Raw genomic sequence first — 14,239 nt, forward strand, 5'->3', positions numbered from 1 at the left:
TATGAAATCAAAACTACTTAAATTAGCATTGTTCTTAACTTGCACAGTAGCTTCTGCGCAAATTACAATTACAGTAAATAGCCAACCTACCAAAATAAATGCTGATGGTGATTTGGACACTCCATTAGTATTTACGGTTTCTAACATCCCTAATGACACTTACGATGTAGTTAATGAAACAGGAGTAACCATCAATACAAGAGCATATGAAGCCGGAACTTCTGTTAGTGCTGGCGGTCATATTACTAGTTACTCAGCTCCGTTAGACTTTAACTTAGATCAAACAGACCCGGATACTAATAAAGCAAACATAGTTACTGTTACTACTTTAGAAACCCCTAATACAGGTACGTTCACAAGAAAATTCACCATCAACAATTACCCAGCATTAAGCTCTACCCCTACCAACATTTCATTAGCGGTAAGGTTTGTGGGAGCTTTTTCAAACGGTTTAACATTTACCAACACACCTGAAGCAGGTGGTAATGCAAACAACGCTTCTTTTATTGTAGCTTCATCTGTAGAATATGATGCTACATTAAGCACACCTTTGAACAAAAAAAACATAGCTGCTAATATTTCACCAAATCCGGTAAATAATGGTACACTATATGTAAATGTAAAAAATGCAAAAACATATACTGTTTTAGATATTACAGGAAAAAAATTAATTAGGCAACCTGCAAACGGATCTATTAATGTAAGCTTTTTAACTTCTGGTATTTATTTTTTAGTTACCGAAGCTGGAACTGCTAAATTTATTATTCAATAATTAGTATAACCATCAATTAGCTATCTACAAGCTTGTTAATTTTAAAATTAACAAGCTTTTTTTATTAAAAAACATGAATCAAAAAACATTCTTTTAAAAAAATAGTTATACTTTTGCAGTCCCTTGGAGAATCCAAGAAGAATTATTGTTTAATTATTACAAAAACTAATGTAAATGAACACATTAAGTTACAAAACAGTATCGGCTAACAAAGCGACTGTAGACAAGCAGTGGGTTTTAGTGGATGCGGACGGACAAACATTGGGTCGTTTAGCTTCTAAAGTTGCAAAACTTATTAGAGGTAAGTACAAACCTAGCTACACTCCTCACGTAGATTGTGGAGACAACGTTGTAATCATCAACGCTGAAAAAATTAATTTAACTGGAAAAAAATGGTCTGACAAATCTTACATTCGTCACACAGGTTATCCAGGTGGTCAAAGAAGTTTAACTGCTACAGAAATGTTCGAAAAAGATCCTACAAGATTGATTGAAAAAGCAGTAAAAGGAATGTTACCTAAAAACAAATTAGGAAGCGCTCTTTACAGAAACTTATACGTTTATGCTGGTGCAGAGCACGCTCAAGAAGCTCAACAACCTGCAGCAATTAACTTAAATGACCTTAAATAATTATGGAAACTATTCACAAAATTGGTAGAAGAAAAACTGCCGTAGCAAGAGTATATGTTTCTGAAGGACAAGGAAACATTACAATTAATGGTAAAGAATTAACAAACTACTTTACAACTGGAACTTTACAGTACAAAGTAAAACAAGCTTTATTATTAACAGAAAACTTAGAATCTTTTGACATTACAGTAAATGTATTTGGAGGTGGTGTAACAGGACAAGCTGAGGCAATCCGTTTAGCTATTTCTAGAGCTTTATGTGAAATTGATGCTGAAAACAGAGCTATCTTAAAACCAGAAGGATTATTAACTCGTGATCCTAGAATGGTTGAACGTAAGAAATTTGGTCAAAAGAAAGCAAGAAAGAAGTTCCAATTCTCAAAGCGTTAATCTTTTACAATTATATAATAAAATTAATCGATTGTTTAGCAAAAATAGTAGAGACTTCTACTCAGAACTACTCCACTATTGCTAACATCTAAACAAGATCACATATTATGGCAAATATTCAAGAATTATTAGAAGCTGGTGTACACTTTGGACACTTAACTAGAAAGTGGAATCCAAGTATGGCTCCTTACATTTACACAGAGCGTAATGGAGTACATATTATTGATTTGTACAAAACTTCGGCTAAAATTGACGAAGCTTCTACAGCTTTAGAAAAAATTGCTGCATCAGGAAGAAAAATCTTATTTGTTGCAACAAAAAAACAAGCTAAAGATATTGTAGCTGAAAAAGCAGGAGCTGTAAACATGCCTTACATCACTGAAAGATGGCCAGGAGGTATGTTAACAAACTTTGTTACAATTCGTAAGGCAGTTAAAAAAATGTCACAAATTGACAGAATGAAAACTGATGGTTCTTTTGATGCATTATCTAAAAGAGAAAAATTACAAATTGACCGTCAACGTGCTAAATTAGAAAAAAACTTAGGTTCTATTTCTGACATGACTCGTTTACCAGGTGCTTTATTTGTAATTGATGTGAAAAAAGAACACATTGCTGTTGCTGAAGCTAAGAAATTAAACATTCCTGTTTTTGCAATGGTAGATACCAACTCTGATCCTAGCGATGTAGATTTCGTAATCCCATCTAACGATGATGCTTCTAAATCTATTGATAAAATCTTAACTTTAACAACCGGAGCTATTGCAAATGGTTTAAGCGAAAGAAAAGCTGGTAAAGAAGCTACTACTGAAGCAAAAGAAACTCCAGTAGAAGAAGCAAAATAATCACATAAATTTAACATGTAACGGTACAAAAAATTTCTAGTTTTGTACCGTTCATTTTTATAAAAACTTTAAAAAACAATACTATGGCAGATATTAAGGCAGCTGACGTGATGAAATTAAGAAAATCATCAGGAGCTGGAATGATGGACTGTAAAAAGGCTTTGATAGAAGCTGAAGGAGATTTTGACAAAGCAATAGACGTATTACGTAAGAGAGGACAAAAAATGGCTGCTAAAAGAGCAGACCGTGAGTCTAGCGAAGGTGCAGCTATCTCTGTAGTAAACGATGATAAAACTGTTGGTGTTTCTATCGTATTAGGTTGTGAAACTGACTTTGTTGGTAAAAACGAAGATTTTGTTGCTTTGGCTAAAAAATTAGCTGCTCATGCTTTAGGATTTAATTCTAAAGAAGAGTTTTTAGCATCAGAATACGATGGAATGACTGTTTCAGACAAATTAGTTGAACAAACAGGTGTTGTTGGAGAAAAGTTAGAAATTAACGATTTTTCTAGAGTTGAAGCTCCTTTTGTTGGTTCTTACATTCACGTAGGAAACAAAATTGCTTCTTTAGTAGGATTGTCTAAAGCTATTGACAACGCAGAAGAATTGTCTAGAGATGTTGCAATGCAAGTTGCTTCTATGGGAGCTACTACATTATCTTACAAAGATTTTGATCCTGCATTTGTTGCTTCTGAAACAGAAGCTAGAATTGCTGCTATTGAAAAAGACAATATTGAATTAGGAAGATTAGGAAAAACGTTAAAAAACGTACCTCAATTCATTTCTAAATCTCAATTAACAGAAGAAGTTTTAGCTAAAGCAGAAGAAGATGCTAAAGCTGAATTAGCTGCTGAAGGAAAACCAGAGAAAATTTGGGATAGAATTTTACCAGGTAAAATAGAAAGATTTGTTTCTGATAACACTACTTTAGATCAAGAGCAATGTTTATTAGATCAAAACTTTATTAAAGACGAAAAGAAAACTGTTGCAGAATATGTAGCTGGGTTTGACGTTGAAGTTGTTTCTTTCTCAAGAGTAACTTTAGGTTAATCCAAGTTTTTAATACAATATTTAAAACCTCTCATTTTTATGAGAGGTTTTTTTGTGCATTTTAAATTAAATAAACCTTACATTAGTTTCTATAATTTTATCTCAAAATTTTATATTTGCACAACTTAAATAACAATCATGCAATACAAAAGAATACTATTAAAATTAAGTGGTGAAGCTTTAATGGGGAACAATCAATACGGTATAGACCCAAAAAGATTAGCAGAATATGCTCAAGAAATTAAAGCCGCAGTAGACACTGGTTTAGAAATAGCAATTGTAATTGGAGGAGGAAATATATTTAGAGGAGTTTCTGGAGCAGCCCAAGGAATGGACAGAGTACAAGGAGACTATATGGGAATGTTAGCAACATGTATAAACGGTATGGCATTACAAAGTGCAATAGAAGCTGTTGGTGTACAAACAAGATTGTTAACCGCCATTAAAATGGAAGAAATTGCAGAACCTTTTATAAAACGTAGAGCAGTTAGACATTTAGAAAAAGGAAGAGTGGTAATTTTTGGAGCAGGTACTGGAAACCCATACTTTACAACTGATACTGCTTCTGTGTTAAGAGCTATTGAAATTCAAGCAGATGTAATTTTAAAAGGAACACGTGTAGATGGAATTTACACAGCAGACCCAGAAAAAGATCCTAATGCTACTAAATTTGAATCCATTAGCTATCAAGATGTATTGCAAAAAGGTTTAAAAGTAATGGACTCTACAGCTTTTACTTTAAGTGAAGAAAATAGTTTACCTATATTGGTATTTGATATGAATACAAAAGGAAATCTTCAAAAATTAATTAATGGAGATAATATAGGTACAATAGTTACAGATAAATAATATACACAATGAACGAAGAAGTTACATTTATTATTGACACAACTAAAGAAGGAATGGATGCTGCCATTGCACATTTGGTTAAAGAATTTGGAAATATTAGAGCTGGTAAAGCCAGTCCAGCTATGTTAGGAAGCGTAATGGTAGATTATTACGGTTCTAAAACCCCTTTGAGCCAAGTAGCTAACGTTAGTACTCCTGATGCACAAACCATTACAGTGCAACCATGGGAAAAAACAATGATTCCTGAAATAGAAAAAGGAATTATGTTGTCTAACTTAGGATTTAATCCTATGAACAATGGTGAAAACATTATTATAAACGTTCCTGCTCTTACAGAAGAAAGACGTAAAGAACTTTCTAAAACAGCCAAAGCTGAAGCAGAACATGCTAAAGTTAGTATTCGTAACATACGTAGAGATGCTAACAACGACATCAAGAAATTAGACATTTCTGATGATGAGAAAAAAGTAGCAGAAGATGACGTACAAAGTTTAACAGACAAATACATTAAAAAAGTAGATGAACTTTACAATGTAAAAGATGTTGAAATTATGAAAGTATAATTTCTCTTGTAATTATATTTAACTTAAAAAAAGCTATCTAATAAAGTCATTTATTGCTAAATTAGATAGCTTTTTATATTACCATTTATCATATCTCACATTTCATGAATTTTTGGAACAACCTTGCCAGAACTATCCTAACACATAGAGTAGCAACACTAATTTTAATTGCTGTAGTAACATTTTTATTAGCATTGCAATTTAAAAACGTACAATTTTCTTACACAGAAGCAAACTTACTCCCTGAAGACAATCCTGTTAATAAAGAATACAATCAATTTCTTGATATTTTTGGAGAAGAGGGAAACATTATTGTGCTAGCCGTTAAAGATTCTACCTTATTTAGCAATGCTTCTAAATTTAACAATTGGATAAGGCTAGCTGATGATATTTCTAAATTTAAAGATACTATAGAAGGAGTAATTTCTTTTAGTAACATACAGGAACTTAAAAAAAATGTACAACAACAAAAATTTGAATTGCAACCTTTATTCCGTAAAAAGGAATTCAATCAACATGAAATTGACAGTATAAAAACACACCTTTTTCAAAACTTACCCTTTTACGACAACTTACTATTCAATAAAAAAACAGGAACTATACAAACTATTGTGTACGTAGACAAAGGTGTAGTAAATACTAAAAAGCGTTCAGATTTTATAAAAGAAACCTTTAATCCTTTAATTAAAAAGTTTAATAAAGACAATAATGTACAAGTAAGAGTTTCTGGAATGCCTTATGTAAGAAGCATGAATGCTGCTAGTGTAAAATCTGAAATGGGAATGTTTGTCGTTTTAGGATTAGCTGTTACAGGTTTTATATTCTTTATTTTTTTCAGATCGTTTAGAGCCACTCTAATCACTTTAGCAGTGGTCATTATTGGAGTTGTGTGGTCTTTTGGAACTATAGGGTTGTTTGATTATAGAATTTCTATACTAACGGCTTTAATACCTCCGCTTATTATCGTAATTGGTGTACCCAACGCTATTTTTTTAATACACAAATATCAACAAGAGGTACACAAACACGGAAACAAAGCAAAATCTTTACAAAGAGTAATTACCAAAGTAGGAAATGCTACTTTAATGACCAATGTGACTACTGCTGCTGGTTTTGCTACTTTTATATTTACCAAAAGTCAAATATTAAAAGAATTTGGAGTTATTGCAGCTATTAACATTTTAGGAATTTTTATTCTATCTATTTGTTTAATTCCTATTCTTTATAGTTTTATGCCATTACCAAAGGCTAAACACCTTAAACATTTAGAAAAAAAATGGGCCGATAATATTATAAACGGAATGGTTCAAATTGTACGTCACAAAAAACCATACGTTTACCTTTGTACTTTTATATTGGTTATTGTTGCTTTGGTTGGTGCCGATAAAATTAAAGTTTCTGGAAGTTTAATAGAAGACATGTCTAAAAAAACACAATTTTATAAAGATATTGTGTTTTTTGAAAAAGAATTTGGTGGAATTTTACCTCTTGAAATATTAATTGATACTAAAAAAGAGAAAGGGGTTATGAAGTTAAGTACGCTAAAGCGTATTGAAAGAATGGAAGAAGAAATTTTAAAAATTCCTGAACTCTCAAAACCTATATCTATTAACAACCTTGTTAAATTTTCTAAACAAGCTTTCTACAATGGAAATGCAGATTTTTACACCTTACCTACTTCTCAGGAACAAAACTTTATTTTAAGCTATGCTCAGAACTCTGGAGGGAATACCAGTGCTTTGAATAATATGGTAGACAAAACAGGACGTTATGCCCGTATTACAACCTTTATGAAAGATATTGGTACTGAACGTATGGAGCAAATTTTAAATAGATTGCAAATTATTATTGATGATCATTTTCCAAATAAAAAATATACCGTTACCATGACTGGTAAAGCGCTTGTTTTTGTAAAAGGAACAAACTATTTAATTAACAACCTAACCATTTCTTTAGGTTTGGCCATTTTGCTTATATCTTTATTTATAGGTTCTTTATTTAAAAATTATAAAATGGTTTTAATTTCTTTAGTTCCTAACTTATTTCCTTTATTATTAACTGCAGGATTAATGGGGTATTTAGGAATTCCTTTAAAACCATCGACCATTTTGGTGTTTAGTATTGCTTTTGGTATTTCTGTAGATGATACCATTCATTTTTTAGCAAAATATAGACAAGAATTATTAGCTAGTAATGGAAAAATTAGAAAATCTATATACAAAGCACTTAGAGAAACAGGTATAAGTATGTTCTACACTTCTATTGTTTTATTCTTTGGATTTTTAGTTTTTGTAATATCTAGCTTTGGAGGTACAAAAGCTTTAGGAGGTTTGGTTTCTATTACTCTACTATTTGCTATGATTTCTAATTTAATTATACTTCCATCTTTATTACTTACATTTGAAAGAAACATGAGTAAAAAACAAAAATAAACTGTTTGCAAAACATAGTTAAAGCATTAAAAAAAAGACGTTCATATTAGTTATGAACGTCTTTTTTTATGCCTCATTTAATCCTTTTTTAAATGCTTCAGGATCTTCTACCAAATGATAACGAGGGTCTTCTATATTTTCTATAATCATGTCTGCAAATTTAGGATCTGCTTTCTTTAGTAATATTTTACAATCAGTACTTAAGTGCCTTAATTTTACTTCCTTTCCTAACTCATTGTATTTGTTTACAATGTTTTTTATGGCTTCTAACCCAGAATGATCACTTACTCTAGATTCTATAAAATCTATTTCTACATATTTAGGATCATTTTTAGGATCAAACTTTTCATTAAATACGTTTACCGATCCAAAAAACAAAGGTCCCCAAATTTCATAAGTAGGAATTCCGTCTTTAATTCTTTTTCTAGCTCTAATTCTAATGGCATTTTCCCATGCAAATACCAAGGCAGAAATAATAACTCCAGCAAATACTGCAATGGCCAAATCAAACACTACTGTAATGGCAGATACAGCTATTAACACAAAGGCATCTGCTATAGGTATTTTTCTTAAAATACGAATACTAGACCAAGCAAAAGTTTCTATAACCATTACAAACATTACTCCTACCAATGCTGCAATAGGTACTTGTTCAATATACTTATCTGCAAACAAAATAAACGACAATAATGTCAATGCCATCATTACTCCAGACAAACGTCCTCTACCTTTTGCATTAATGTTTATAACCGTTTGACCAATCATACCACAACCACCAGTACCACCAAGCAAACCACTTGTTATGTTTCCTACTCCTTGTGCAATACACTCTCTATTTCCATCTCCTCTAGTATCTGTCAATTCATCAACTAAATTCATGGTCATTAAAGATTCTATCAGCCCAACAGAAGCTGCTAAAAAAGCATAGGGTAGTAAAAATGAAAACGTATCTAAATTAATGGGTAAGTTTTGCCATAATTCCATATTTGGTGTAGGGAACTCTCCTTTTAACCCTTCTCCTCCACCTTCTCTTATATAAGATCCAACGGTAGAAACATCCATTCCTGAAATTACCACAATAAGTGTAACCACTACAATTGCTGTTAAAGATGCAGGAACTTTTTTGGTTAATTTAGGTAACAAAAATATAATTGCCATTGTTAACAACACCAAACCTAACATTGTATACAATTCTGTTCCAGACATAAATGTGGTAATGTACTGTTTCACTCCATCTGTAGAAACTTGTAATGTTTTATGACTAAACATTTTTACTTGTGCCCAAAAAATTACAATTGCCAAACCGTTTACAAATCCTAACATTACAGGGTGCGGAATTAAACGCACAAAACGTCCTAATTTAAAAACTCCTGCAAAAATCTGAATGATTCCCATTAGAATAACAGCTCCTAATAAATAGAAATATCCCATGTTTTCTATAGGCTGGTCAAACAACATTCCTTTTTGATGTCCTTCTTGAATCATGTGAACAAAAATTACAGCTACAGCACCTGCTGCTCCAGATATTAAACCTGGTCTACCTCCAAAAATTGCCGTAATCAAACCAATGATAAACGCTCCTGAAAGTGCAACTAATGGATCTATTTGTGCTACAAAGGCAAAGGCTACAACTTCGGGAATCATTGCCAAAGAAACGGTCATACCTGCTAAAACATCATCTTTTGGGTTAGCGGTAAACCCTTTAAAAAAATTACGCATGTTTTTATGTTTTTTTTAAGTTGCAAAAATAGGTTTTATAAGCGACCTAAACCAACAAATATATATTTGATGTTATTTAGTAAACAATTCTTTTCTTTGAAGAACTACTAGAACAATAATAGGAATAGCTAAAAGTGCGGTTTGCAAAGGGTGTACTTCTAAAACTTTAGGCATTAGTAACAACGTAAGAACATATCCCATTATGGCACCTCCTAAATGTGCAGTGTGTCCTATGTTTCCAATGTGTTTTTTCATTCCATAAATAGAATAAAACAAATATCCTATTCCAAAAACATAGCCTTTAATAGCAATAGGTAAAGGAAAAATATACAAAGACATATCTGGAAACAACACAATACTGGCATACACAATTCCTGTTACAGCTCCCGAAGCTCCTACTGCTGTGTAATATTGATCGGATTTATGAATTAATAGTGATAAATAATTTCCTGCTAAAAGACTTAATCCATAAATAAATAAGTACTGAATAGTGTTAAAATAATTTAACACTGTATCAGAAAATATGTACAATGCATACATATTAAACCCTAAGTGTAAATAATCGGCATGTAAAAAAGCAGAAGAAAACAATCTATACTTTTCTCCTCTTTGTACAGCTAACACGCTGAATTTATACTTATTAAAAAAAACTAGATCTTTAAATCCTTGTAGACTAAACAAGACATTGGCTGCTATTAAAGCGATTAGTACGAATTTCATTTTGTTTGATTTAATTTTGTCCGATATATATCCGATATTTGTCCTTACCTATTTTTATAAAATGAATAAAGACAAAATAACTTTTTGGATTGTATATCCTATTATTTTTCTAATATCAAAATTACCACTTTGGATATTATATGGAGTATCAAATGTCATCTATTATTTAGTTTACTATGTTATTGGGTATAGAAAATCTGTTGTAAAAAAGAATTTAAGGCTTTGTTTTCCTAACAAATCAGAGCAAGAACTTTTAATCATCGAAAAAAAATCTTACAGACATTTTGTTGATATTTTTATAGAAATGTTAAAAGGTTTTGGTATTCCTCAAAAAGAATTAGATCGTAGATACAAATATGTAAATCCTGAAATTTTTAAAGAACTTGAACGTTTAGATAAAAGTGTTATTTTACTAGGAGCTCATCAGGGAAATTGGGAATGGTTATTTAACATTAATCACCACACTAGTTTAAAGTGTTTTGGTGCATATACAGAGGTAGAAAACCCCTATTTTGATAAATATGTAAAAGAAAACAGAGGCCGATTTGGTTCTACTTTTATTCCAACATACCAAACCATTCCTACCATAATATCTAACCATAAAAAAGGAGTTAAAGCTATGTATGGTTTGCTTAGTGACCAATCTCCAAGACCTAGCAAAACCCATTATTGGGGACCTGTTTTTGGAAACATAGTTCCTATTCACACTGGAGCAGAAATGTTAGCTTCTCGTTTTAATTTTGCCGTAATTTACATGCATGTAGAAATGCCTAAAAGAGGTCATTATGAAATTTCTTTTGAATTATTATCTACCAATCCAGAAAGAACAGACACGTATCCGTTAACAGATTTGTATTGGGAAAAACTTGAAAGAGATATTACTGCCAATCCGGAGATTTATTTTTGGACCCACAACAGGTTTAAACACATGAAAAAAGATGGTAGTACCGAAAAAATTTACATCAAAAAGAAATAAACTATGATAGAACAATTCAAATCTTGGTGTAACAAGCCTTACTTTTTAATTGACAGACTTAACATTAAACTATCAATGGTGTTAGGTGTAGGATTGTTTACCTATTTGTTTTTGTTTATTTTTCAACCCTTTGGCATTACTAAAGTAATACAAGCCAACCCTTTATTAATTATGGGATATGGAATTTTAGTAACACTTAGTTTGTTTGTAAGTTATTTTATTTTACCCGAACTTTTTCCTTTTTATTTTAGTGTTAAAAGTTGGACCGTACAAAAAGAAGCTTTGTTTTTACTTACTTCTTTTTTATTAATTAGCACTAGTAATTACTTTTATCACAACGCTTTTGTTGCACATTATTTACCTAATTTTTCTTTTTTAAGATTTGTATCTGTTGTTTTTTCTATAGGTGTTTTTCCTGTTTTTTTCATCATTTTTTTGGTAGAACGCTATTTGTATAGAGCGTACAATTTAGAGCCTACAAAAATTATAGAAACCATTAGAAAAGAAAAAAAGGAAACCATTACCATTCCTTCTGACAACATTAAAGAAGCTCCGCTAACTTTAGACATAGATGCTATTATTTACGCACAATCTAACAACAACTACACAACTATTTTTTATATAGAGCATCAAAAAATTAAAAAAGAATTGATGAGAATTACCCTAAAAAAAGTAGCTACTATTTTAGAAAAATATCCTCAATTTGTAAGATGCCATCGATCTTATTTGGTAAACAAAAACGAAATTTTAAAAGTGGAAGGAAACGCACGTTCTTTACAAGTTTACCTTAAAGCCATGGACCATGTAGTCCCAATATCTAGGTCTTTTCCAAAAGAGCGATTAGAACACTAGTCCATTAACCACAAATACCCTTGGAGAAATGCCCAATTCTCCCATTGGTCACAAATAAAGCCCAAAAACCACATATTTTACAAGCTAATATTTCTAAATTGTATTATTGTACAAGCTTAACTACTAAGCTTTAAATAAAAAAAATGCAAAAAGAAATTGTAATCATAGGTGCAGGCTTTTCATCTTTAGCCGCAAGTTGTTATTTAGCCAAAGCAGGGTACAAAGTTACTGTTTTAGAAAAAAACAATCACTTTGGAGGAAGAGCACAACAACTACACAAAGATGGATTTGTTTTTGATATGGGGCCTACCTTTTATTGGATGCCTGATGTGTTTGAAAAGTTTTTTTCGGACTTTAACAAACTCCCTTCCGATTATTACCAATTGGAAAGATTAGATCCTGGCTATCATATTTATTCCGACGTAAATAAAGTCATTGAAATAGCAGCCAATTTTGACACTATTGTAAACACTTTTGAAAACATAGAAAAAGGAGCAGGAACAGCATTAAAAAAATTTATTGCCAATGCCGAGAACAATTACAATTTGGCTATTAAAGATTTGGTCTATCAGCCTGGTGAAAACTTAATGGAAATTATTACTCCAAAAACAGCATTAAAAATTGGAGCTTTTTTTGGTACCATTAAATCACAAGTAGCCAAATACATAAAAAATAAAGATTTAAAACAAGTCTTAGAATTTCCTGTTTTATTTTTAGGAGCCAAACCCGAAACCACACCGCAGTTCTACAACTTTATGAATTATGCAGATTTAAAACTAGGAACCTGGCATCCTAAAAAAGGAATGCACCAAGTTGCTATGGGAATGGTTGCTTTGGCTAAAGAACTAGGTGTAACTTTAAAAAACAACGAAAATGTAGAGTGTTTTAATTTAGTATCAAACAATATTGCATCGGTTATTACCAACAACCAAAGTTATGCTTGTGATGTTTTGTTAAGCGGTGCCGATTACCATTTTACAGAAACATTACTGCCTAAAGAATACCGTCAATACTCTGAAAGCTATTGGGACAAAAAAACCTTTGCCCCCTCTGCTCTATTATTTTATGTAGCCTTTGATAAAAAACTAGAAAACGTAGCGCATCATACCTTGTTTTTTGACACGGATTTTGACACTCATGCAACATCTATTTACGACACCAAAGAATGGCCAACTGATCCTTTATTTTATGCAAGTTTTCCTAGCATTACAGATGATTATTTTGCTCCTGAAGGAAAAGAAGCAGCTACTTTTTTAATTCCCATTGCACCAGGACTGGTTGATAGTTTAGATATTCGAGAGCATTATTTTAACATTATTATAAACCGATTAGAAAAAATAACAAACCAAAGTATAGCTCCTTTCGTACGTTTTAAAGAGAGTTATTGTGTTAATGATTTTAAAGAACAGTTTAATTCTTACAAAGGAAATGCCTACGGATTGGCCAATACCTTGTTGCAAACCCATATTCTAAGGCCTAAATTAAAAAGTAAAAAAGTAAACAACCTGTATTTTACAGGTCAGCTAACTGTACCAGGACCCGGAGTTCCACCTGCCATTATTTCTGGAGAAATTGTTAGCAAACTCATTTTAAAAAACTAGTAATTATGAAAGCACTTTTTGACAACACAAGTTACCAATGTAGCCAATTGATTACCAAAAGCTATAGCACCTCTTTCTCTATGGGAATTTTGCTATTTAAACCTTCTATTCGCCCTGCTATTTATGCCATTTATGGTTTTGTTCGTTATGCAGATGAAATTGTAGATACTTTTTCAGAGTATCCACAACAAGAATTGTTAGATGAATTTGAAGCTGATTATTACAAAGCATTAGATCGTAAAATAAGTTTAAACCCAATATTAAATGCTTTTCAAGAGGTTGTTCATTGTTATGATTTACAACCTTTTGTTAAAGACTTTTTAAAAAGTATGAGACGAGATTTGTCTCAAACTACTTACATTTCTCAGCAAGACTACGAAGCCTACATTTATGGTTCTGCCGATGTTGTGGGCTTAATGTGTTTACGAGTTTTTGTAAACAACAACGAACAAAAGTTTCAGGAGCTAAAACCTTATGCCATGAGATTAGGATCGGCATTTCAGAAAGTAAATTTTTTACGTGATTTAAAAGATGATTTGGAAAACCTAGATCGTTCTTACTTTCCTAACTTAACCTCATTACCCATGAGCCCTCAAACCAAACAAGAAATTATTAATGATATTGAAGCTGATTTTGAACAAGCACTTATTGGAATTAAAAAGCTTCCTATAGAAAGTAAAATGGGAGTTTACTTAGCTTACAAATACTATTTAAAACTGCTAAAAAAACTAAAAGCTACTACAAGTGAAGAAATTATGAATCAACGTATTCGTGTTTCTAATTCCACTAAAGTTTTTATTTTAATGAGAGCTTACACAAAATATTCATTAAGATTAGTTTAA

At 31.6% G+C, this 14,239-nt stretch carries 14 protein-coding genes; 12 read left to right on the forward strand and 2 right to left on the reverse strand.

What is annotated here, in order from left to right; genetic code table 11:
- Position 1 precedes the first annotated feature (1 nt).
- The 8 genes from ACY2IJ_RS05440 (at position 2) to ACY2IJ_RS05475 (ending at position 7,529) form a co-directional block, all read left to right on the forward strand.
- Positions 2–772, forward strand: coding sequence for a T9SS type A sorting domain-containing protein (locus ACY2IJ_RS05440; protein WP_476726138.1), 771 nt, complete (start codon positions 2–4; stop codon positions 770–772).
- A gap of 174 nt (positions 773–946) precedes the next feature.
- Positions 947–1,402, forward strand: a complete 456-nt coding sequence (rplM, locus tag ACY2IJ_RS05445; protein WP_476726139.1) for a 50S ribosomal protein L13 — start codon at positions 947–949, stop codon at positions 1,400–1,402.
- A 2-nt stretch (positions 1,403–1,404) separates the two neighbouring features.
- Entirely contained in the window at positions 1,405–1,791 is a 387-nt protein-coding gene (gene rpsI / locus ACY2IJ_RS05450) for a 30S ribosomal protein S9 (RefSeq protein WP_476726140.1), read from the forward strand.
- 107 nt (positions 1,792–1,898) lie between these two features.
- Positions 1,899–2,636 carry a 30S ribosomal protein S2 gene (gene rpsB / locus ACY2IJ_RS05455; RefSeq protein ID WP_476726141.1) on the forward strand — a complete coding sequence of 246 codons (738 nt, stop codon included), beginning with the start codon at positions 1,899–1,901 and terminating at the stop codon, positions 2,634–2,636.
- 83 nt (positions 2,637–2,719) lie between these two features.
- The gene (tsf, locus tag ACY2IJ_RS05460; RefSeq protein ID WP_476726142.1) at positions 2,720–3,685 is read left to right on the forward strand and encodes a translation elongation factor Ts; all 966 of its coding nucleotides are present in this window, start codon (positions 2,720–2,722) and stop codon (positions 3,683–3,685) included.
- Positions 3,686–3,823: 138 nt separating this feature from the next.
- Positions 3,824–4,534 carry a UMP kinase gene (gene pyrH, locus ACY2IJ_RS05465; protein WP_476726143.1) on the forward strand — a complete coding sequence of 237 codons (711 nt, stop codon included), beginning with the start codon at positions 3,824–3,826 and terminating at the stop codon, positions 4,532–4,534.
- An 8-nt stretch (positions 4,535–4,542) separates the two neighbouring features.
- On the forward strand, positions 4,543–5,097 hold the full coding sequence (frr, locus tag ACY2IJ_RS05470) for a ribosome recycling factor (protein WP_476726144.1): 555 nt from the start codon (positions 4,543–4,545) through the stop codon (positions 5,095–5,097).
- 104 nt (positions 5,098–5,201) lie between these two features.
- Positions 5,202–7,529, forward strand: a complete 2,328-nt coding sequence (locus ACY2IJ_RS05475; RefSeq protein ID WP_476726145.1) for an efflux RND transporter permease subunit — start codon at positions 5,202–5,204, stop codon at positions 7,527–7,529.
- 66 nt (positions 7,530–7,595) lie between these two features.
- On the opposite strand, the gene ACY2IJ_RS05480 is transcribed toward ACY2IJ_RS05475, so the two are convergent.
- Positions 7,596–9,248, reverse strand: coding sequence for a SulP family inorganic anion transporter (locus ACY2IJ_RS05480; RefSeq protein WP_476726146.1), 1,653 nt, complete (start codon positions 9,246–9,248; stop codon positions 7,596–7,598).
- A 72-nt stretch (positions 9,249–9,320) separates the two neighbouring features.
- Complete coding sequence (locus ACY2IJ_RS05485; RefSeq protein WP_476726147.1) at positions 9,321–9,968, reverse strand: rhomboid family intramembrane serine protease; 648 nt, start codon at positions 9,966–9,968, stop codon at positions 9,321–9,323.
- Between the two features lie 61 nt (positions 9,969–10,029).
- Between ACY2IJ_RS05485 and ACY2IJ_RS05490 the strand changes: the two genes are divergently transcribed.
- The 4 genes from ACY2IJ_RS05490 (at position 10,030) to ACY2IJ_RS05505 (ending at position 14,239) form a co-directional block, all read left to right on the forward strand.
- Positions 10,030–10,944: a lysophospholipid acyltransferase family protein gene (locus ACY2IJ_RS05490; RefSeq protein ID WP_476726148.1), complete on the forward strand. Its 915-nt coding sequence runs from the start codon at positions 10,030–10,032 to the stop codon at positions 10,942–10,944.
- A gap of 3 nt (positions 10,945–10,947) precedes the next feature.
- A complete protein-coding gene (locus tag ACY2IJ_RS05495; protein ID WP_476726149.1) occupies positions 10,948–11,796 on the forward strand; it encodes a LytR/AlgR family response regulator transcription factor in 849 nt (282 codons plus the stop codon).
- 143 nt (positions 11,797–11,939) lie between these two features.
- Entirely contained in the window at positions 11,940–13,397 is a 1,458-nt protein-coding gene (locus tag ACY2IJ_RS05500; protein ID WP_476726150.1) for a phytoene desaturase family protein, read from the forward strand.
- Positions 13,398–13,402: 5 nt separating this feature from the next.
- On the forward strand, positions 13,403–14,239 hold the full coding sequence (locus ACY2IJ_RS05505) for a phytoene/squalene synthase family protein (RefSeq protein WP_476726151.1): 837 nt from the start codon (positions 13,403–13,405) through the stop codon (positions 14,237–14,239).

This window comes from Wenyingzhuangia gracilariae (assembly GCF_056387575.1).

Excerpts from the sequence above, each read along its gene's own strand:
- ACY2IJ_RS05440 (WP_476726138.1), top strand. The coding sequence starts at position 2 with ATGAAATCAAAACTACTTAAATTAGCATTGTTCTTAACTTGCACAGTA.
- rplM (WP_476726139.1), top strand. The coding sequence starts at position 947 with ATGAACACATTAAGTTACAAAACAGTATCGGCTAACAAAGCGACTGTA.
- rpsI (WP_476726140.1), top strand. The coding sequence starts at position 1,405 with ATGGAAACTATTCACAAAATTGGTAGAAGAAAAACTGCCGTAGCAAGA.
- rpsB (WP_476726141.1), top strand. The coding sequence starts at position 1,899 with ATGGCAAATATTCAAGAATTATTAGAAGCTGGTGTACACTTTGGACAC.
- tsf (WP_476726142.1), top strand. The coding sequence starts at position 2,720 with ATGGCAGATATTAAGGCAGCTGACGTGATGAAATTAAGAAAATCATCA.
- pyrH (WP_476726143.1), top strand. The coding sequence starts at position 3,824 with ATGCAATACAAAAGAATACTATTAAAATTAAGTGGTGAAGCTTTAATG.
- frr (WP_476726144.1), top strand. The coding sequence starts at position 4,543 with ATGAACGAAGAAGTTACATTTATTATTGACACAACTAAAGAAGGAATG.
- ACY2IJ_RS05475 (WP_476726145.1), top strand. The coding sequence starts at position 5,202 with ATGAATTTTTGGAACAACCTTGCCAGAACTATCCTAACACATAGAGTA.
- ACY2IJ_RS05480 (WP_476726146.1), bottom strand. The coding sequence starts at position 9,248 with ATGCGTAATTTTTTTAAAGGGTTTACCGCTAACCCAAAAGATGATGTT.
- ACY2IJ_RS05485 (WP_476726147.1), bottom strand. The coding sequence starts at position 9,968 with ATGAAATTCGTACTAATCGCTTTAATAGCAGCCAATGTCTTGTTTAGT.
- ACY2IJ_RS05490 (WP_476726148.1), top strand. The coding sequence starts at position 10,030 with ATGAATAAAGACAAAATAACTTTTTGGATTGTATATCCTATTATTTTT.
- ACY2IJ_RS05495 (WP_476726149.1), top strand. The coding sequence starts at position 10,948 with ATGATAGAACAATTCAAATCTTGGTGTAACAAGCCTTACTTTTTAATT.
- ACY2IJ_RS05500 (WP_476726150.1), top strand. The coding sequence starts at position 11,940 with ATGCAAAAAGAAATTGTAATCATAGGTGCAGGCTTTTCATCTTTAGCC.
- ACY2IJ_RS05505 (WP_476726151.1), top strand. The coding sequence starts at position 13,403 with ATGAAAGCACTTTTTGACAACACAAGTTACCAATGTAGCCAATTGATT.